Genomic DNA, 18717 nt, shown 5'->3' with positions numbered 1-18717 from the left:
ACCCCACGGCACCCGGCCCCCCGATCAGCCCCGCTTCGCCCAGGGACAGGCCCGCCTCAACCCCGGCGATGGCCACAAAGGCCAGAATCACAACCGGCGGCAGCGGGTTGATGGGTGGTTCAAACTCAGGCTCTTGCATGGCCGCTCCTTGACGCGCAGGAGCCACAGAAGTAAGCCGCTGCACAGCCGAAATCCACCCCAGAGGATCCGTGATGACCGATAAGACCTTTACGCCCCGTGTATTCTCCGGGATCCAGCCCTCCGGCGGTCTGACGCTGGGCAACTACCTGGGGGCCATCAAACGCTTTGTGTCGATGCAGGAAGAGGATTTTGAGACGATCTATTGCATGGTCGACCTGCATGCGATCACCGCCAAGCTGATCGACCCGGACCAGCTGCGCCACAACACGCGTGAGCTGGCCGCAGGTTTTATCGCCTCTGGCATCAGCCCGGAAAAATCCATCCTGATCAACCAGTCACAAGTGCCTGAGCACGCGCAACTGGGCTGGATCTTTAACTGCGTGGCCCGCATGGGCTGGATGAGCCGGATGACACAGTTCAAGGATAAGGCGGGCAAGAACACTGAAAACGTGTCCTTGGGGCTTTTCGGCTATCCTGCGCTGATGGCGGCGGACATCCTGGTCTATCATGCCACCCATGTGCCGGTGGGCGAGGATCAGAAACAACACCTGGAGCTGACGCGCGATATCGCGGCCAAGTTCAATCACGACTACGGTGTGGATTTCTTTCCCATCACTGAACCCGTGATCGAAGGGGCCGCCACCCGCGTGATGTCACTGCGCGATGGATCCAAAAAGATGTCCAAATCAGACCCCTCTGATGCCAGCCGCATCAACATGACCGATGACGCCGATGCCATCGCCAAGAAGATCCGCAAAGCAAAAACCGACCCTGATGCGCTGCCTTCAGAAGTGGCAGGGCTTGAGGACCGGCCAGAGGCGCGCAACCTGGTGAACATCTATGCCGCGCTCAGCGAACAATCCGTCGAAGCCGCCCTGCAAGAGGTCGGCGGACAGCAGTTCGGCACCTTCAAACCGGCATTGGCAGAACTTGCGGTGACCAAACTGGCACCGATCTCATCTGAAATGGCCCGGCTGATGGATGACCCGGCCGAGATTGACCGCATCCTGGCACATGGGGCGGAACAGGCGCGTGCCATCACCGAACCGGTCCTGAAACGCACCTATGAAATCATCGGCATGGTGGGTGCCTGATTGGCCCCTTTTGAGCTGATTGAGCCTGATGACGCGGTCTATGCCGACCTTTCAAGCCGGTTCGCCGCCTATAACGCCCAGCGCTCCAGCTACGATTTTCGCAGCTTTTCGATCATCCAGCGCGCAGGCGACCGCATCATCGCGGGCGGGCGCGGCATCATCAACATGGGCGCATTGGAAATCCGCGGCCTCTGGGTGGATGAGGAACTGCGCGGACAAGGCACAGGGGAGGCCTTGATGCAGGCCCTTGAGGACGAAGCGCGCAGGCGGGGTGCGACGCGCGCCATGCTCTATACCTATTCCTTCCAGGCCCAGGGGTTTTACGAAAAACTGGGCTACCGCCCCTTTGGCCGCTTTGACTACCCCGACGGCCCCGCCCGCATCGACCTGCAAAAAGACCTCTGATCCAGCCCGCCCGCGTGGCCGTGATCCACACCGTTGCGCTTCATCTTTCCACTATAACTTACAAAACAACAGCTGCCCCAAACCGCCCGGTCACTGTGGTTTGCGCAGATGCCAAACCTGTTCCATCGGAAAATCCTTGGCCCAGTCCGCGGGTACCCCTCCGCGCGTGCCATTGGCATCTGCGGGGGCAAAAATCTCTTGGTAGTTTGTGACCACGAAACCGATCTTGGCAAAAAGCGCCATCCAGCCCGCAAAGGTCAGGTTGAAACAGACCCCACTGGGGTCAATCTCCACTTCCGTCCAATCCGCCCCCCACATGCCGCGATAGGGGCGGTGCAAGGCACGCTCACAAGCCGCGCCATTTAGAGGCGTACAGATCAGCGACAGCGGGTGGTTGCCCAGAAACACCAACCCGCCCCCCGGACGCAAAAGCCGCCAGGCCTCGGCCAGCCAGATCTGGGGCGGGCACCAGATGGCCGCGCCATATTCGCTGATGGCAAAATTGAAACTGGCATCGGGCAATCCGGTCTTTTCTGCATTGCCTTCGATAAAGGTGATGTCCAGCGCATGGGCCGCCGCCAGCCTTCTGGCCGTCGCCAGTTGCGCGTCTGACACGTCGATGGCCGTCACATCCGCCCCCCGGCGCGTCATCCAGGCCGCGACATAGCCGGTGCCACAGCCCAGCTCCACCGCCGTTTGGTCCGACATATCCGCAGGCAACATCTGCAACTCGGCCTCTGGCTTGCCCCAATTGCCCCACTGCGGCTCTGCCGCCCACAGCCTTTCGGCAAAGCCGACCCAATTGGCGGCATCCGCGTTCCAGACATCTCGGTTGATGGCAACGTGATCGATCATGGCGGCCTCCCCCTGGCGCAACACCTTCTACCACATTTCAGGCCAATGCGCAGCAGCGCGCTGCCAGGACGGCTAGACATTCCGCCCCTGCTTCTGCACCTTCCGCGCACATAGCGGGGAGAATGCGATGCGCACAGGGTTTTTCTGGGATGAACAGTGTTTCTGGCACGCGGGCGGGAACTATACTTTCACCATGCCCATCGGCGGTTTGGTCCAGCCCTTGGCCGCAGGGGGCCTGCCCGAAAGCCCTGAGACAAAGCGCCGGCTGAAAAACCTGATGGATGTCACCGGGCTGACCGCCGAGCTTGATGCAAGGTCCGCCCCCCAAGCCACCCGCGACATGCTCGAACGTGTGCATCCTGCAAGCTACCTTGATGCGTTCAAATCCCTGTCGGATGCCGGGGGAGGAGAGCTGGGCCATCACGCGCCTTTCGCCACAGGCGGCTATGAAATTGCAGCGCTTTCAGCAGGGCTGGCCGTGGCGGCTGTTGCAGAGGTGGCCAGCGGCACCTTGACGAATGCCTATGCCCTCAGCCGGCCACCGGGACATCATTGCGAGGCTGAGAAACCGCAGGGGTTCTGCCTTTTGGCCAACATCGCCATTGCCATTGAAAATGCCAAGGCCAGTGGTCACGTAGATCGGGTGGCGGTTCTGGATTGGGATGTGCACCACGGCAATGGCACGGAAAGCATTTTTTATGACCGGGACGATGTCTTGACGATCTCCCTACATCAGGCGGGGAATTACCCCTATAAAACAGGACAGCTGGAACACCGCGGCACAGGCGCAGGCGAAGGCATGGCGGTGAATTTGCCCCTGCATGCGGGCGCGGGCCATGTGGCCTATTTGCATGCGATTGACCGCGTGGCGATCCCCGCGATTGAGGCCTTCAAACCTGACATGATCATTGTCGCCTGCGGCTATGACGCGGCCATCATTGATCCGTTGGCCGGGATGCAGGCCACGGCAGAAACCTTTGGCGTGATGACCCAAAAGATCAAAGCGACCGCAGAGCGGTTGTGCGGCGGCAAGCTTGTTCTTGTGCATGAGGGTGGCTATTCCGAGGCTTATGTGCCGTTTTGCGGCCATGCCACGCTGACCGCCCTGTCGGGCAGCGACATCCACGCCCCTGACCCTATGGCCAAGGGGCTTCAATATCGCCAGCCGTCGCCAGCGTTTGACCAATTCCTGTGCCAGTCCATTGATGAGATGGCGCAACAGCTGGAGATTTAGCCGATGCCCACCCCCAACCCAGACGCGCTTGCGTTCCTGCAAACCCGCCGCTCCCGTCCTGCCAAAACGCTGAGTGAACCTGTCCCAAGCCGGGCTGAGCTTGCCCCGCTTCTGACGGCTGCTGCGCGCACGCCTGATCATGGCAAGCTTGAGCCGTGGCGCTTTGTGGTGATTGAAAAGCCCGCCATGGCGCGTTTGGCCAATTTGGTTGAGGCCCGTGCGCAGGCGTTGGGGCTGGATGCCGAAAAGACCAGCAAAGGGCGCAGCCAGTTTGACCAGGGCCATCTGGCCGTTGCGGTCATTGAGGTGCAAAAACCCTCCGAAAAGATCCCCGCGATTGAACAGACCTATGCCGCAGGCGGTGTCTGTCTGGCGCTGCTAAATGCCGCCCTGGCCACAGGATGGGGGGCCAACTGGCTGAGCGGCTGGCCCTCACATGACCGCGAATTTGTGCGCGATGCCTTTGATCTTGCCGATCATGAACGCGTGGCCGGGATCATTCACATCGGCACAGAAACATCCGCACCCCCCGAACGCCCCCGCCCCAACGTAGATGAGATGACGTCATGGATATCGGCCTGATCTTTCGCGCATTTGGGCTGGCCGTCAGCCAATTGGGCGACCGGCGCTTTCGTCGGGTGTTTTTCCTGGGCATTGCGCTGTCACTGGCGTTGCTCATTGGGTTTACCGCCGCCTTTGTGTGGTTCACCGATTGGCTCGTCCCCGAAGAGCTATGGCTGCCCGTGCTGGGTGAGGTGCGCTGGGTCGATGACCTTGTGTCTTGGGGGGCGGCGTTCCTGCTGCTCTTTTTATCGACGTTCCTGATGATCCCTGTCGCCTCTGCCATCACATCGCTGTTTCTTGATGAGGTCGCCCATGCGGTCGAGGCGCGGCATTACCCGGGCCTGCCCCAAACCCAGCCCGTGCCCTTTGGCGAGGCGTTGCGCGATACGGTCAACTTTCTGGGCGTGCTGGTTGCAGCAAACCTCGTGGCGATCGTGCTCTATCTGATTTTGAACGTGGCAGCCCCGCTGATCTTTTGGGGGCTGAACGGATTTCTCTTGGGACGAGAGTATTTCACCATGCTGGCCATCCGCTGGGTGGGCCGGGTTGAGGCGAAACGCCTGCGCCGCGAACACACCGCAACGATCTGGGCTGCAGGCGCGCTGATGGCCGTGCCGCTCACGATACCTTTGGTGAACCTGCTGATCCCCATCCTAGGGGCGGCGACGTTTACTCACCTATTTCACGGCCTGACCAAGAGCCCGCATGAAAGACCCGTTCCACATCATCCACGGTAATCCAACCGGACAGAATGATGGTGGCCGCGATGGCCCAGAAAACGGCCGCCAGACCTGTGGTAATCCAGATCTTTTTTCGGATGTGGTGGTGTTCCGGTGATCCCGCATGGGTGCCCGGCACCACATCGCCCAAATCGCCCTGCGTCTGGATCTTGAAAGGCAGGATCACACAAAAGGTCAGCGACCAAATCACCGCGTAAAGAACAAGACCAGAGACCGGACCCATCGGTTACACCTCTTCCAGTTCGACCAGCGCACCGTTGAAGTCTTTGGGATGCAGGAACAACACCGGTTTGCCATGAGCACCGATCTTGGGCTCACCCGTGCCCAGCACGCGGGCTCCGGTTGATTTCAGGTGATCGCGCGCGGCAATGATATCATCCACTTCGTAGCAGATGTGATGAATGCCACCTGCCGGGTTCTTATCGAGGAACCCCTGGATGGGGCTGTTTTCCCCCAATGGGTACAGCAATTCGATCTTGGTATTGGGCAGCTCAATAAAGATCACGGTCACGCCATGATCGGGTTCATCTTGCGGTGCACCCACATTGGCGCCCAGCGCGTTGCGGTATTGATCCGCTGCGGCCTCCAGATCAGGCACAGCAATGGCTACGTGGTTCAGGCGTCCGATCATCTGATGTCCTTTCAGGCAAGGTATTTGCCGCCTTATGGCCGCAAGATCGCGCAAGAGCAATGCGTCAAGTTAACGGCCTGTTAGGCACCTTTGCGCAACGATGGGGCATGTTAACAGGAGGCGATGATGGACGACCCAGACCCCTTTGCGGCGAATATTCCAACCCCCACCGCCCGACGGCCCCTGTTGGGGCTGACGATCTTGGCTGTGGAAGACAGTCGGTTTGCATCTGACGCGATGCGACTGCTTTGTCTGCGCTCGGGTGCGCGGATCCGGCGGGCTGACTGCCTGCGCTCTGCCAGGCGGCATTTCCGTGTGTACCGGCCTTCGGTGGTGCTGGTTGATCTGGGCCTGCCAGACGGCAACGGCACAGAACTGATTGCAGAGCTGAACGAAACCCATCCCCGCGTCGAAGGGATCCTTGCGATTTCAGGGGATGACACATTAGAAGGCGCGGCCATGGCTGCGGGGGCGGATGGCTTTCTGGTCAAACCGGTGTTGTCCCTGGGGGCCTTTCAGGAAAAGGTTCTGTCGATTCTGCCGGCTGAACGCCGACCCAAAGGGCCGCGTCAGGTGGACGAACAGGTGGTGGAACCTGACAGGCTCGCCTACCGCGATGACATGGCCCATATCGCCGACGTGTTGGAGGATCAGCACACCGCGCGCACGCTTGATTATGTCGCGCAATTTACCAGCGGCGTGGCCGGTCTGGCCAATGACACGGCCCTGGCTGACGCGGCCCGCGCCCTGGCCCGCAAACGCGCCTTGGGTGAAACCGCCGCCTCTGAAACCGCACGGATCGCCGGGCTGGTGCAACACCGGCTGGCTGAGAAAGTGGCGATTTAGGGGGATGTGCGCGCGCCGTCCGCCCCTTTGCATCACGCAGCCCGCTTAGGTCTCTGATCTGAGACAGGGGTGCGTGGTGCCGGTTTTGGGGGAATGCAATTGAACAAGGGCCACCCTCTTAGGGTCAGGACCCAAACGCATCGGTTTTGGCGGGTTCAGGTGTGTCGGGGGGGCTATCGTTCCAAGCCGGCGCATGATTGCGTGCCCAAACACAAGGACCTCGGCCCGCGCATCACCCTAAGCCCTCATCAGACGGCAGTGTCTCCACAGCGCCGCGATGGATTAGAGGCTGGGATCCCCCGCTGCGCGCACCAAGCCGGTCAGATCGCCCAAGCGCTCAACCTGCCGACCCGCCGCGTCGAAGTTGGCAGGCGACAACCAGACCTCATAGGCCTCTTTCAGGGCGGGCCATTCGCTGTCAATCATCGCAAACCATGCCGTATCCCGGTTGCGGCCCTTGACCACCATCGCCTGACGGAAAACGCCTTCGTAGCTAAAGCCAAGGCGCTGCGCCGCCCTCCGGGACGCCGCATTGAGGGCGTTGCATTTCCATTCATAGCGGCGATAGCCCGCCTCAAACGCCCATTGCATCATCAGATACATCGCATCCGTTGCCGCGCGGGTCTGTTGCAGTGCGGGGCTAAAGCTGATGTAGCCCACCTCGATGGAGCCCGCGCCCGGTTTGACCCGCAGAAAACTGGCCACGCCTTCCCACTGGCCGCTGTCCTTGTTCTTGATCGCGTAAAAGAACGGGTCAGGCTTGCCCGCATGGTCCCGCGCCCAGCGGTGAAATTGCGCGGCCGAAGAAAACGGACCCACAGGCATATAATCCCAAACCGCGTCATGCCCGGCAAACGCCCGGTAGAGCAGCGCGGCATGGGCATCTGCGGAAAGCGGTTCCAACTGGGCATAGCGTCCCGACAGCACAGCGCCATCTGGCGCTGGCGGTTCTGTCCAGTTTTCAACAGGTTGGCCCAGGGGCCGGGCGGATGCAGGATCTTGCGTCATGTGCGCACGTTAGGTGTATCAGCGCGGGCCGCCAAGCCCTTATGCACCTACCGCAAGATGCCAGGGTCCGCCCCCATGTCCAAACCGGGAAACACATGGCTGCCCAGTGTCGCCGCATCCAGGCCCGTCAGCCCGCGGATGACCCAGGCCGCAGGGGCGCGGACATCTTGCGTGGGCAGCAAATCACGTTCCTGATACAGCGCGGCACTGTCCACTCCCGGCCATTGGCCATAAACCTTTCCGCCCCGGATCGCTCCCCCCGCCAGCATCATCAGCCCCGCCGTGCCATGATCGGTGCCGCCGGTGCCATTTTCGCGCGCCGTGCGGCCAAATTCGGTCAGCGCCAGAATGGCGGTTTTGTCCCAAACGCCCGGGGCCAGCCCCGCTTTCAATCCGCGCAACGTCTCAGACAGCCGGGTCAGGCTGCGCGGCAGGGCGCGGGCTTGGCGGTGATGCGTGTCCCACCCCCCACCGAAAATGCGGCCACCCGGGTTTTGCCGTTCAGGCGGGCTGCCGCGAACTCAGCGATCTTGGTATGAGACGGGCCTTTCAGCCCGCTCTGCCCGTCGGCTGAAAGCATCTGCGCCTCAGCCAGGGCAGCGTGCAGCGCGGGGTCTTCTTCCATCACCAGTTCGGCCAGCCGCAGCGCCTGCGCGCTCAGCGTCAGGTTCGCATCGGGTGTCCAGTTTGCGACAGGCGCGCTCCCCTCCAGCACCCGCAGATGGTTTGCACCAATCGCAAAGGCCGTTTCGGTTTCAACGCCGGGCAGCTGCGCCAGCATCCGGTTCAGCCAGCCGCCCTGCCCCTTGGCCTGCAAACTGCCGGTGCCCGCCTCCAACAGATCTTGCCCATCAAAATGGCTGCGTTTGTCGCGGTAGGGGGTCGATACCGCATGCACAAAGCCCAGATCGCCCGCCGCCCACCAGGGCATCAGCTCTGACAGGGCGGGGTGCAACGTGAAATACCCGTCCAGATCAGGCCCCCGCGCCCCCGCATTCAAGGTCGGGCGCAGCGCGGCAAAGGCGGGATCGCCCCAAGGGCGGACCACGTCCAACCCATCCATGCCACCGCGCAGGATGATGACCACCAGCCGCGTGTCCCAGGGCGCGCTGGCCAAGGTGACCGGCGTCAGCAACGGGCTTGCCGCCAGCGAACAGCCGATGACCCCGGCACGAGACAAAAGAGAACGGCGCGTGATGGTCATAACCTCTCCTACCGGCGCTGAAATGCGGGGAGGTCAGGATCAACCCCAATGCGATGCGCCGGTTTTCAGCGTTCCTGACCGCAAAGGCGAGCCGCCCAGGCACATCAGCGCCCAAGGCCGTGTTCAACATATCCACCGGCTCTGGCATGTTCTCCAACAGGCGGGCCGGCGCGTTCATCGACCATTCCAGCCGCGCGGATATCCCCTGCGGCGTGATCCAGGCGCTGTCCGCCTCTTCAAATCCGTCCGGCCCTGTGGGGCGCAGCCAGGCCTGCCCCATCAGCGCCATGGGGCGGAAAAACAAATCGCGCACCGCGCGGTGGCTGAACGGGGCCAGGCGGGCCGGCGTGATGCCAATGCAGCGCAACGCGGTGCTGATAAATTCGTCCGGCGGGCGGATGTTGGGGGCGTTGTCCTGCCAGGCCGCCGGATGGGCCAATAGCGCTTGGTAGCTGGCGCTCAGATCGCCGCCGCTGAGCTGATACGCCTCAGCAACGTGGTTCACCAAGGCGGCAGGCGCGTCATCTGAGACGAAGTGCACCACCAGCTTTTGCGCCAAATGCTGCGCCGTGGCGGGGTGCGTGGCGATGTCGGTCAAGGCCGCCTTGATCGGCTCAAGACTGCGCTCCGGCCCATAGCTTTGTCCCAAAACGGTTTCGCGCCCCGGCTCTGCCAGGTTGGGGGTAAAGTGAAACGCCATTTCGCGCGTGGTGCCAAGGCCGGTCAGCAGTTCCGCCAATTGGGTCACATCCGCCTGCCCGTAAGGGCCGCCCACCCCAAGGGTATGCAGCTCCAACACCTCGCGGGCGAGGTTTTCGTTCAGCCCGCGCCCGTCTTTACGCCGCTTGGCGGCAACGCTGTTGGGCCCCATGGATTTGTTCTGATCCAAGGCATGCAGCATCAAGGGATGGGTGACAGCGGCCAAAAGCAGATCAGAAAAGCGGGCTGAGATATGCGGGCGGATCGCCTCTTCGATAAAGGCGGGGGTGGCCAGACGCAGGATGGCGGTTTTGCCAAGCGCCGTGAAATGATCGGCCCAGAACGCCACCAGACGTTCGCGAAAGGCATGTGGCGTGGTGATCCGGCGCAATTGCGTCTGCAGATACCATGTGGCCTGATCCCGCCGCGCCTGACGCAGCGCTTCGCGCGCCGTTTCGCGGGCGGTCTTTGATTTCTCGGTCCCCCGGTTCTGGCGTGCGAATTGCAAAAAACGGCGGCGATGCGCAATTGCATCCTGAAAATGCAGCCAGCCCGGCAGGGGATAGGCCGCCGCGGCGCTATCTGGCCCGCGGACCCCCGCCAGCATCTGATCAAGCGTCGCAGGGGGTGCGACCATAGCACTGCGGCCATAGCCAAAACGGTGCTCAGCTCGTCCCGGATCAAAACGCATAGAACCCCCGCAAAGTGGCCTTCCTTGGATGGTAGGCCATCTGCTGTGTGGTTTCACCCGGCAATTGTCTCAAATGCCATCGAAAGCGGTGGGGCGCTGAGGGCAGGCCTGCCCCCGGCCTTAGTCTTGTGGGATGACCCGCAGGCCCAGCTCCATCAGCTGATCGCTGGTGGGATCTGAAGGCGCGTTCATCATCAGATCTTCGGCGCGCTGGTTCATCGGGAACAGGATCACCTCGCGGATGTTCATCTCATCCGCCAGCAGCATCACGATCCGGTCGATGCCCGCCGCGCAGCCACCGTGGGGCGGTGCCCCGTATTGGAAGGCGTTGACCATGCCGCCAAAGCGCTTGCGCACCTCGTCTTCGCCGTAGCCTGCGATTTCAAAGGCTTTGAACATGATCTCCGGCTTGTGGTTTCGAATGGCCCCCGACACCAGCTCATAACCGTTGCACGCCAGGTCGTACTGATAGCCCAGCACCTTCAGCGGATCGCCCTGCAGCGCCTCCATCCCGCCCTGCGGCATGGAGAAGGGGTTGTGTTCAAAGTCGATCTTGCCGCTGTCTTCATCCTGCTCATAAATCGGGAAATCCACGATCCAGGCAAAGGCAAAGCGGTTCTTGTCGGTCAGGTTCAGCTCTTCGCCGATGATGTTACGGGCGCGGCCTGCGATGGCCTCAAAGGCTTTGGGTTTGCCGCCCAAGAAGAACGCCGCATCGCCGATGTTCAGCCCCAGCTGTTGGCGGATGGCCTCCGTACGCTCTGGGCCGATGTTTTTGGCCAGAGGGCCTGCCGCTTCCATGCCGCCTTCGACCTCGCCGGATTTCAGCTTGGCTTGGGCCTCTTTCACGGTGATGCCCAACTCTTGGGCCACGGCATCAGCGGTCTTTTCACGCCAGAAGATATAGCCCATGCCGGGCAGCCCTTCTTTTTGCGCAAAAGCGTTCATGCGGTCACAGAACTTGCGGCTGCCGCCCGTGGGCGCGGGAATGGCGCGCACTTCGGTGCCGTCTTGTTCCAACAGCTTGGCAAAGATCGCAAAGCCGGAGCCGCGGAAATGATCGCTGACCACCTGCATCTTGATCGGGTTGCGCAAATCAGGCTTGTCCGAGCCATACCAAAGGGCGGCGTCACGATAAGAAATCTGCGGCCAGTCAGCAGCAGCATCAACCTTGCGACCGCCGCCGAATTCCTCAAAAACGCCTGCGATCACGGGTGAAATGGTGTCAAAGACATCCTGCTGCTCAACAAAAGACATCTCCATGTCGAGCTGGTAAAAATCCGTGGGCGAGCGGTCTGCGCGCGGGTCCTCATCGCGGAAACAGGGCGCGATTTGGAAATATTTATCAAAGCCTGAGACCATCAGAAGCTGTTTGAACTGCTGTGGCGCCTGCGGCAGGGCATAGAACTTTCCCGGATGCAGACGGGACGGCACCAAAAAGTCGCGTGCCCCTTCAGGAGATGACGCGGTGATGATCGGCGTCTGAAACTCGCGGAACTCTTTGTCCCACATGCGTTTGCGGATGGAAGTCACCACGTCAGAGCGCAGGGTCATATTCGCCTGCATCTTTTCGCGCCGCAGATCGAGGTAGCGATAGCGCAGGCGGGTTTCCTCAGGATATTCCTGATCGCCGAACACCTGCAGCGGCAGGTCCCCTTTCACATCGCCCAACACTTCCATGTCGCGAATGAACACCTCAATCTCGCCGGTTGGGATCTTGGGGTTGATCAACCCTTCATCCCGCGCTTTCACCTCACCATCAATGCGAATGCACCATTCACTGCGCACCTTCTCAACATCGGCAAAAACCGGGCTGTCGGGGTCGCACAGGACCTGGGTCATGCCGTAGGTGTCCCGCAGGTCGATGAAAAGCACACCGCCGTGGTCGCGCACCCGGTGCACCCAGCCCGAGAGACGGACGGTTTCGCCCTTGTTTGACAGGTTCAAAGTAGCGCAATTATGGCTGCGATAGGCGTGCATGAGCGGTCCCTTTCAGGGGTCTGAATTGGTTGGCGCAGGTACACCGTCTGGCGGGGGGAAGTCAAGGGCAGGCAACGGTTTGCACTCTGTTTTTAAGGGGTGGCCATTGATGTCGGGGAGGTGCGGGAAAACAATGTAAATCCCCGAAAAATCTCTTCACCTCTGCGTTTTGCCGCCTATAGTTCCGTCTATTACTTTCAACGATTTCGGATAGATACATGGAAAACGAAGATTTTGCCGCCGCCCTACAACAAGCGTTAGGGGCCTTTGGAAACCTTCAAACCTTCGGCGATGGGGCATTTTCCGCGCCAACTTCGGTGGATGGCTTGCTGGACTTTACCGTTGGTGACTACCTCGGCCTGCTTGAGACAGCCGAACAGGCGTTGACCTCCATCAACTCAAGCACCTTTGCCGCGCTGCTGAACAATCCTGAGATTGCCAACAACCTCGATGCGGAATCCCGTGCGATCTTTGAAGCCTTCGCGGCGGGTGATTTTTCAATGATCACAGGCCCGCTGAACGAAGCGCGCGCCGCTTTGGCGCAATACCCAAACACCACGCTGCTGCGCGATATCATCAATGATGTCAGCCCCGGCGGCACCGAGCAAATCGTCGAAGCCTTCTCTGCCGCCTCAACTGAGCTTGCGGAAGAACTGTGGGTGCTGGGCGACGGCGTGTTTGTGTCGCCCCTGTTCACGGTCGACCCGGATACAGGCGCTTGGTTTGCACAGAACGGGGATGGCGGATCGGCCTATAGCGGCACCACCTTGGCTGAGTTCTATGCCCAACTGGGCGATGCGGTGGGCGATTCCATCCTGTCCTATCTGGGCAGCCTCACCAACGGTGCAACCGATGTGGCCACGGGTGGCGGTGGCGCTGGCGCGCTGGTCACAGGCCAGGCGGCCGCACAAGTGGCCGCGTCTCAGGTGTTCAACACATTGCAAGATCTTATCGCGCAGTTGGACGGGGGCACCGTTGCCAGCCTGACCTCTGTCGAAGGCAGCGCCACGGCGCAGTTCCAGGCCCTTTTGGACACGCTCAACAGCAATTTCCCAACGCTGGCGCAAACCTTTAGCAACTTTGTGCTGGGCTCGCGCAATTCCGATCCAACCTTTGTGGTCAGCTTTGATGGTGTCGTGCCAGGATCAGAGCGCGGCGATTGGTTCTATCTGTCTGAGCTTGCGGATACATTCGCAGGCGGCGGCGGCGTTGATATCCTCTTTGGCCTCTTGGGGGATGACACGTTGGCCGGGGATGCGCAGGATGACGCGCTCTTTGGCGGCGAAGGCAACGACAACCTGACGGGCGGTGCCGGGGATGACGGACTGCACGGCGGTGCCGGAGACGGCGATGTGGCGAGCTACGCCAATGCGTTGAACCAGTTCACCATTCAGTTTTTCGGTGACAACAGCGTTGTTGTGCAAGACCGCTCAGGCGAAGAAGGCAGCGATACGCTCTTTGGTGTTGAACAGCTTAACTTCGGCAGCGGCGCGTCGATCTTTGGCGATGGGGTGGTGAACCTGACCCAGTTCCAAGCCATCGCAAACCTGAGCAGCGAACAAATCGACAGCTTTGTTGAGCTCTACATCGCCTACTTCAACCGCGCGCCTGACGCGATCGGGCTGAACTTCTGGGGGAATTTCTTCTCAACTGAGCTGGCCGCAGGCGCACGCTCATCCGATGAGATCCTGTCTGAAATTGCCTCGCTGTTCCTGGATCAGCCTGAGACTCGCGAAACCTACCCCGATGGCACGCCGGTTCAGTCCTTCGTTGAAGAGATTTACCAAAACGTGCTGGGCCGGGAAGGCGACGCGGGTGGCGTTGAATTCTGGACAGGTGTGATTGAGAACGGCAGCGTCGCGCGCGGCGAGGCGATCTTGCGCATCCTGGAAGGTGTGGATGCCGCCCCTGGTGCGAATGACACTGCCGAAGTGATCGCGATCCGGCAGGGGGACCGCGATTATCTGGATCAAAAGACCGACATCGGCACCTATTTCGCCGTCATCCGCGGTCTGTCCGACGTAACCGACGCGTCCGAGGCGATGCAGCTCTTTGTGCGGGGTGATGCCAGCAGCGTGCAGTCCGCCGTTGACCGCGTGGACGAGGAGTATAACGCGGCCATTACAGCAGAAAACGGTGAGCTGCTGATGCCTTTGATCGGCATCGTCGACAATCCCTTCGCCGGGTAAGCCACTCGGCCTGACAAAAGAAAAGCCCGCGCTGTATGGTCAGCGCGGGCTTTTTTCTTGGATGTTGGCGGAAAAGACGCCGCCACCAGACGGATTTACCAACCGCGTCCCAGCAGTTCCTCTACGGTAAACGTGCCGTCCGTGAAGGTCATTTTCTCAATGTTATCATAAAGATCGACTTCGCCGGTCTTAAAGCTCTTCATTTGGATATAGCCCTCAGAGGTGCGCGAGATGCTCCAATCCTTTGAGCGGTCAAACAGGATTGCGGTATCCGTCCCGTCACCGCCGTCCACCGCATCATTGCCGGAACCGCCGACAATCGTGTCATTGCCGTCACCAGCGTTAACCGCGTCATTGCCCATCAGTCCGCGCACATAGTCTGAGCCGTCTGTTCCGTTCAGTTTATCCGCGCTCATGGAGCCATTGATCTTGGCGCCAGGTTCCGCAGGCTTGGCTTCGGGCTTGGGTGCTTCGGGAGCGGGCGCTTGTGACGCTGGGGTCGGGTTCGTTGGCGCAGCATTCTGTGGTGCGGGTGGCAGAACAACCGGATCTGATGGTGTTGTCACCGCACCGGGCGCGCCAGGAAGCACAACCGGATCCATCGCCTGCTGCGCGTCCAGCGGAACGGGCTGACCCGCCGACCAGTCCGCACCAGGAAGCACAGGGATCACCCCACCAGCTCCGTGCGCAGTGCCCAGCTGTTCTACATCTGCGATGGAAAGCGGGGTGTCACCGTTGGCAGAGCGAAAGATAACCTGTTCCATCGACCGCAACACATCTCGTTCACCCGTGTGCCGGTTGGTCAGCGTCAGGTGACCGTCTGCATCCCGGCCAGCGATGAAATCATCTGCTGTGCCTGCAAGGATTGCGGTGTCAAAACCGTTACCGCCGCGCAGGGTGTCATTGCCTTGACCGCCCACCAGCACATCATCGCCGGCATTGCCACGCACACGGTCGTTCCCAGCCTGCGCAATCAAGACATCGTTGCCTTTTAGGCCCTCTAGATTGTCGTTCCCCTCGGTGCCGACCATGCGATCTGCAAGATCGGTGCCAGTTTGACGTGCAGTTGTCGCGCCCACGTCGAAGTTGAACAGGTTTTCTTGGGCCTGCGGTAGTGTTGTTGTATTTCCGCCAGCTGCAGCGATAACCATGTCATAATTCCCATGTTTGTAATGGGGTGATAACACGGCAGGGATGTGGCGGATAAGACAGAGACTTGTGAACTGTCCGTTTCGTGGCGATGAACAGTGTTGCAGATCAATGACTTACACAGCTGTCGTTTCCGGGACAATTCCAAGCACGGCTTGGCATTGACGCAAGTTTTGCATCAATTATGACGCCTTTGAGGCATGTTTAGAGGGAACACCAGTGCTCTGGCGGCCGAAAACATCGTGAAACTACACTGATGTATCCGCAATATCAGCGCTGAAGCACTGATTGAGGTGAAATTTCGGGGTAAAAACTTGGTTGCGGGAGTAGGATTTGAACCTACGACCTTCAGGTTATGAGCCTGACGAGCTACCGGGCTGCTCCATCCCGCGCCACTAAGTCGATCTGATCATCGTAGAGAGATACGCTTTGGAAACCTTACTAGGTTTGGCGATGACCTACTCTCCCACGTCTTAAGACGCAGTACCATCGGCGCTAAGGCACTTAACGGCCAGGTTCGGGATGGGGCTGGGTGTTTTGCTCTCGCTATGATCACCAAACCAAGTAAAGTTTCCAAAAAGTCCAAGTCAGTACACTGTGTTGTGTATGCTTTCGATCATAGAACAAGGGTAAATCTTGCTTCTACTGGATCAAATCAAGCCTATCGAGCAATTAGTACCAGTCAACTGAACGTGTTACCACGCTTACATCTCTGGCCTATCGACGAGGTGGTCTACCTCGGCTCTCAGGGATACCTTGTTTTGAGGGGGGCTTCCCGCTTAGATGCCTTCAGCGGTTATCCTGTCCGATCATAGCTACCCAGCACTGCCGTTGGCACGACAACTGGTCCACCAGTGGATCGTTCACCCCGGTCCTCTCGTACTAGGGGCAACTCCTCTCAAGTATCCTACACCCACGGAAGATAGGGACCGAACTGTCTCACGACGTTCTAAACCCAGCTCACGTACCTCTTTAAACGGCGAACAGCCGTACCCTTGGGACCTGCTCCAGCCCCAGGATGAGATGAGCCGACATCGAGGTGCCAAACACTGCCGTCGATATGGACTCTTGGGCAGTATCAGCCTGTTATCCCCGGCGTACCTTTTATCCGTTGAGCGATGGCCCTCCCACTTGGGACCACCGGATCACTATGGCCGTCTTTCGACTCTGCTCGACTTGTCAGTCTCGCAGTCAGGCTGGCTTCTGCCATTGCACTCAACGAGCGATTTCCGACCGCTCTGAGCCAACCTTCGCGCGCCTCCGTTACGATTTAGGAGGCGACCGCCCCAGTCAAACTACCCGCCACACAGGGTCCCGGATCCGGATAACGGACCGCGGTTAGACATCAAGCAGAACAAGGGTGGTATCTCAAGGGAGGCTCCACTCCGACTGGCGTCGAAGTTTCAAAGCCCACCACCTATCCTGCACATGTTCGGCCTAATGCCAGTGTGAAGCTGTAGTAAAGGTGCACGGGGTCTTTCCGTCTAACCGCGGGAAACCTGCATCTTGACAGGTAATTCAATTTCGCTGAGTTCTATGTTGGAGACAGCGGGGAAGTCGTTACGCCATTCGTGCAGGTCGGAACTTACCCGACAAGGAATTTCGCTACCTTAGGACCGTTATAGTTACGGCCGCCGTTTACCTGGGCTTCAATTCAGAGCTCTCACTCCTCCTTTTAACCTTCAGGCACCGGGCAGGCGTCAGACCCTATACGTCGTCTTGCGACTTCGCAGAGCCCTGTGTTTTTAATAAACAGTCGCCACCCCCTGGTTTGTGCCCCCAGCCCCTAGTTGCCTAGGAACCGGGCCTCCTTCTCGCGAACTTACGGAGGTATTTTGCCGAGTTCCTTCAACATAGTTCTCTCAAGCGCCTTGGTATTCTCTACCAGTCCACCTGTGTCGGTTTAGGGTACGATCTCATGATGGAGCTATTTCCAGGAACTGATTAGCAGCCCACCCAATCCAATAAGGATGAACTACCTTCACAATCCGTCACTTCCATCTGGCCCAGGAATATTAACCTGGTTCCCATCGACTACGCCTTTCGGCCTCGCCTTAGGGGTCGGCTTACCCTGCTCAGATTAGCTTTAAGCAGGAACCCTTGGACTTTCGGCGAGAGTGTCTCTCACACTCTTTGTCGCTACTCATGTCATCATTCTCACTAGTGATCTCTCCACCGGATCGCTCACGCGCCGGCTTCACAGAAAACTCCGCGTCTCCAATACACCCTAAGGTGTGAAGGAGACATGGAATTATGTCACACTACGCTCTGCTACCATGCAATAAATGCATCCTCAGCTTCGGCTCATGGCTTGAGCCCCGTTACATCTTCGCCGCAAGACAACTTATTTAGACCAGTGAGCTGTTACGCTATCTTTAAAGGATGGCTGCTTCTAAGCCAACCTCCTGGTTGTTTTGGTCGTCTCACCTGCTTTCCCACTTAGCCATGAATTAGGGGCCTTAGCTGGAGGTCAGGGTTGTTTCCCTCTCCACGACGGGCGTTAGCACTCGCCGTGTGTCTGCCATCTAGTACTCCTCGGTATTCGGAGTTTGGTTAGGATCAGTAAGCCTGTGGGGCCCCATTACCCATCCAGTGCTCTACCCCCGAGGGTATTCGGATGACGCTCTACCTAAATAGATTTCGCAGAGAACCAGCTATCTCCGAGTTTGATTGGCCTTTCACCCCTAGGCACAGCTCATCCCGATCTTTTTCAACAGATGTGGGTTCGGTCCTCCAATAAGTGTTACCTTATCTTCAACCTGGCCATGCCTAGATCACTCGGTTTCGGGTCTGATCCCACGAACTCAACGCCCTATTAAGACTCGCTTTCGCTACGCCTACACCTAACGGCTTAAGCTTGCTCGTGAGACCAAGTCGATGACCCATTATACAAAAGGTACGCTGTCAGGGCGTAAAGCCCCTCCAACTGATTGTAGGCGTTCGGTTTCAGGTACTGTTTCACTCCCCTCGTCGGGGTGCTTTTCACCTTTCCCTCACGGTACTGGTTCACTATCGGTCAGTAAGGAGTACTTAGCCTTCGAAGGTGGTCCTCCGATCTTCAGACAGAATTTCACGTGTTCCGCCCTACTTAATACGTCCAATCATGCTTCTTATACGGGACTATCACCCACTTTGGTTGCGCATTCCAACGCATTCTAACCACACTCATGGCTCGGCTGGTCCCCGTTCGCTCGCCGCTACTAGGGGAGTATCAATTGATTTCCTTTCCTCCGGGTACTTAGATGTTTCAGTTCCCCGGGTTTGCTTTTATAAGCCTATGTATTCAG

The 18717-nt window shown here is 59.3% G+C and carries 16 protein-coding genes, 1 tRNA gene and 2 rRNA genes (1 of these 19 only partly in view); 7 read left to right on the top strand and 12 right to left on the bottom strand.

What is annotated here, in order from left to right; all coding sequences use genetic code 11:
• Positions 1 to 212 precede the first annotated feature (212 nt).
• The gene (gene trpS, locus ACZ1HM_RS03260) at positions 213 to 1235 is read left to right on the top strand and encodes a tryptophan--tRNA ligase (RefSeq protein WP_472741172.1); all 1023 of its coding nucleotides are present in this window, start codon (positions 213 to 215) and stop codon (positions 1233 to 1235) included.
• Positions 1236 to 1640 (top strand): GNAT family N-acetyltransferase, encoded by a 405-nt coding sequence (locus ACZ1HM_RS03255; RefSeq protein WP_472741171.1) that lies wholly within the window; start codon positions 1236 to 1238, stop codon positions 1638 to 1640.
• A 90-nt stretch (positions 1641 to 1730) separates the two neighbouring features.
• Here the strand turns inward: ACZ1HM_RS03255 and ACZ1HM_RS03250 are convergent, their stop codons facing one another.
• A complete protein-coding gene (locus ACZ1HM_RS03250; RefSeq protein ID WP_472741170.1) occupies positions 1731 to 2495 on the bottom strand; it encodes a class I SAM-dependent methyltransferase in 765 nt (254 codons plus the stop codon).
• A 127-nt stretch (positions 2496 to 2622) separates the two neighbouring features.
• Between ACZ1HM_RS03250 and ACZ1HM_RS03245 the strand changes: the two genes are divergently transcribed.
• Genes ACZ1HM_RS03245 through ACZ1HM_RS03235 form a run of 3 tightly spaced genes read left to right on the top strand, consistent with a single transcriptional unit; the run spans position 2623 to position 5030 of the window.
• Complete coding sequence (locus tag ACZ1HM_RS03245) at positions 2623 to 3729, top strand: class II histone deacetylase (protein ID WP_472741169.1); 1107 nt, start codon at positions 2623 to 2625, stop codon at positions 3727 to 3729.
• 3 nt (positions 3730 to 3732) lie between these two features.
• Positions 3733 to 4311 carry a nitroreductase family protein gene (locus ACZ1HM_RS03240; RefSeq protein WP_472741168.1) on the top strand — a complete coding sequence of 193 codons (579 nt, stop codon included), beginning with the start codon at positions 3733 to 3735 and terminating at the stop codon, positions 4309 to 4311.
• A complete protein-coding gene (locus ACZ1HM_RS03235; RefSeq protein ID WP_472741167.1) occupies positions 4296 to 5030 on the top strand; it encodes an EI24 domain-containing protein in 735 nt (244 codons plus the stop codon). The genes ACZ1HM_RS03240 and ACZ1HM_RS03235 overlap by 16 nt, the downstream gene beginning before the upstream one ends.
• Here the strand turns inward: ACZ1HM_RS03235 and ACZ1HM_RS03230 are convergent.
• Together ACZ1HM_RS03230 and mce are read right to left on the bottom strand one after the other, a co-directional pair.
• Positions 4963 to 5256, bottom strand: a complete 294-nt coding sequence (locus ACZ1HM_RS03230; RefSeq protein WP_472741166.1) for a DUF1467 family protein — start codon at positions 5254 to 5256, stop codon at positions 4963 to 4965. The genes ACZ1HM_RS03235 and ACZ1HM_RS03230 overlap by 68 nt on opposite strands.
• Positions 5257 to 5259: 3 nt before the next feature.
• The gene (gene mce, locus ACZ1HM_RS03225; protein WP_472741165.1) at positions 5260 to 5664 is read right to left on the bottom strand and encodes a methylmalonyl-CoA epimerase; all 405 of its coding nucleotides are present in this window, start codon (positions 5662 to 5664) and stop codon (positions 5260 to 5262) included.
• Between the two features lie 126 nt (positions 5665 to 5790).
• On the opposite strand from mce, the gene ACZ1HM_RS03220 reads away from it, so the two are divergent.
• Positions 5791 to 6510, top strand: coding sequence for a response regulator (locus ACZ1HM_RS03220; RefSeq protein ID WP_472741164.1), 720 nt, complete (start codon positions 5791 to 5793; stop codon positions 6508 to 6510).
• Positions 6511 to 6792: 282 nt separating this feature from the next.
• Here the strand turns inward: ACZ1HM_RS03220 and ACZ1HM_RS03215 are convergent, their stop codons facing one another.
• From ACZ1HM_RS03215 to aspS, 5 genes are all read right to left on the bottom strand, one after another.
• A complete protein-coding gene (locus ACZ1HM_RS03215) occupies positions 6793 to 7518 on the bottom strand; it encodes a GNAT family N-acetyltransferase (RefSeq protein ID WP_472741163.1) in 726 nt (241 codons plus the stop codon).
• Positions 7519 to 7565: 47 nt separating this feature from the next.
• Positions 7566 to 7940, bottom strand: coding sequence for a DUF1501 domain-containing protein (locus tag ACZ1HM_RS03210; protein WP_472744557.1), 375 nt, complete (start codon positions 7938 to 7940; stop codon positions 7566 to 7568).
• Positions 7937 to 8566 carry a hypothetical protein gene (locus ACZ1HM_RS03205; protein WP_472741162.1) on the bottom strand — a complete coding sequence of 210 codons (630 nt, stop codon included), beginning with the start codon at positions 8564 to 8566 and terminating at the stop codon, positions 7937 to 7939. The genes ACZ1HM_RS03210 and ACZ1HM_RS03205 overlap by 4 nt, the downstream gene beginning before the upstream one ends.
• Positions 8493 to 10112, bottom strand: a complete 1620-nt coding sequence (locus ACZ1HM_RS03200) for a DUF1800 domain-containing protein (protein WP_472741161.1) — start codon at positions 10110 to 10112, stop codon at positions 8493 to 8495. Before ACZ1HM_RS03200 ends, ACZ1HM_RS03205 begins: the two co-directional genes overlap by 74 nt.
• A 120-nt stretch (positions 10113 to 10232) precedes the next feature.
• Positions 10233 to 12092: an aspartate--tRNA ligase gene (gene aspS / locus ACZ1HM_RS03195; protein WP_472741160.1), complete on the bottom strand. Its 1860-nt coding sequence runs from the start codon at positions 12090 to 12092 to the stop codon at positions 10233 to 10235.
• 218 nt (positions 12093 to 12310) lie between these two features.
• On the opposite strand from aspS, the gene ACZ1HM_RS03190 reads away from it, so the two are divergent.
• Complete coding sequence (locus ACZ1HM_RS03190; RefSeq protein ID WP_472741159.1) at positions 12311 to 14281, top strand: DUF4214 domain-containing protein; 1971 nt, start codon at positions 12311 to 12313, stop codon at positions 14279 to 14281.
• A gap of 95 nt (positions 14282 to 14376) precedes the next feature.
• Here ACZ1HM_RS03190 and ACZ1HM_RS03185 read toward each other — a convergent pair whose 3' ends face one another.
• From ACZ1HM_RS03185 to ACZ1HM_RS03170, 4 genes are all read right to left on the bottom strand, one after another.
• Positions 14377 to 15432, bottom strand: coding sequence for a calcium-binding protein (locus ACZ1HM_RS03185; protein WP_472741158.1), 1056 nt, complete (start codon positions 15430 to 15432; stop codon positions 14377 to 14379).
• Positions 15433 to 15745: 313 nt separating this feature from the next.
• Positions 15746 to 15822 (bottom strand) — tRNA-Met (locus ACZ1HM_RS03180).
• Positions 15823 to 15875: 53 nt separating this feature from the next.
• Positions 15876 to 15990 (bottom strand): 5S ribosomal RNA (gene rrf, locus ACZ1HM_RS03175).
• A 91-nt stretch (positions 15991 to 16081) separates the two neighbouring features.
• A 23S ribosomal RNA gene (locus tag ACZ1HM_RS03170) occupies positions 16082 to 18717 on the bottom strand; it runs 198 nt beyond the window's last position.

The organism is Sulfitobacter sp. GN1-4, from assembly GCF_055693825.1.
The sequence above is the reverse complement of the archived record's forward strand: the minus strand, read 5'-3'. Positions and strand labels throughout refer to the sequence as shown.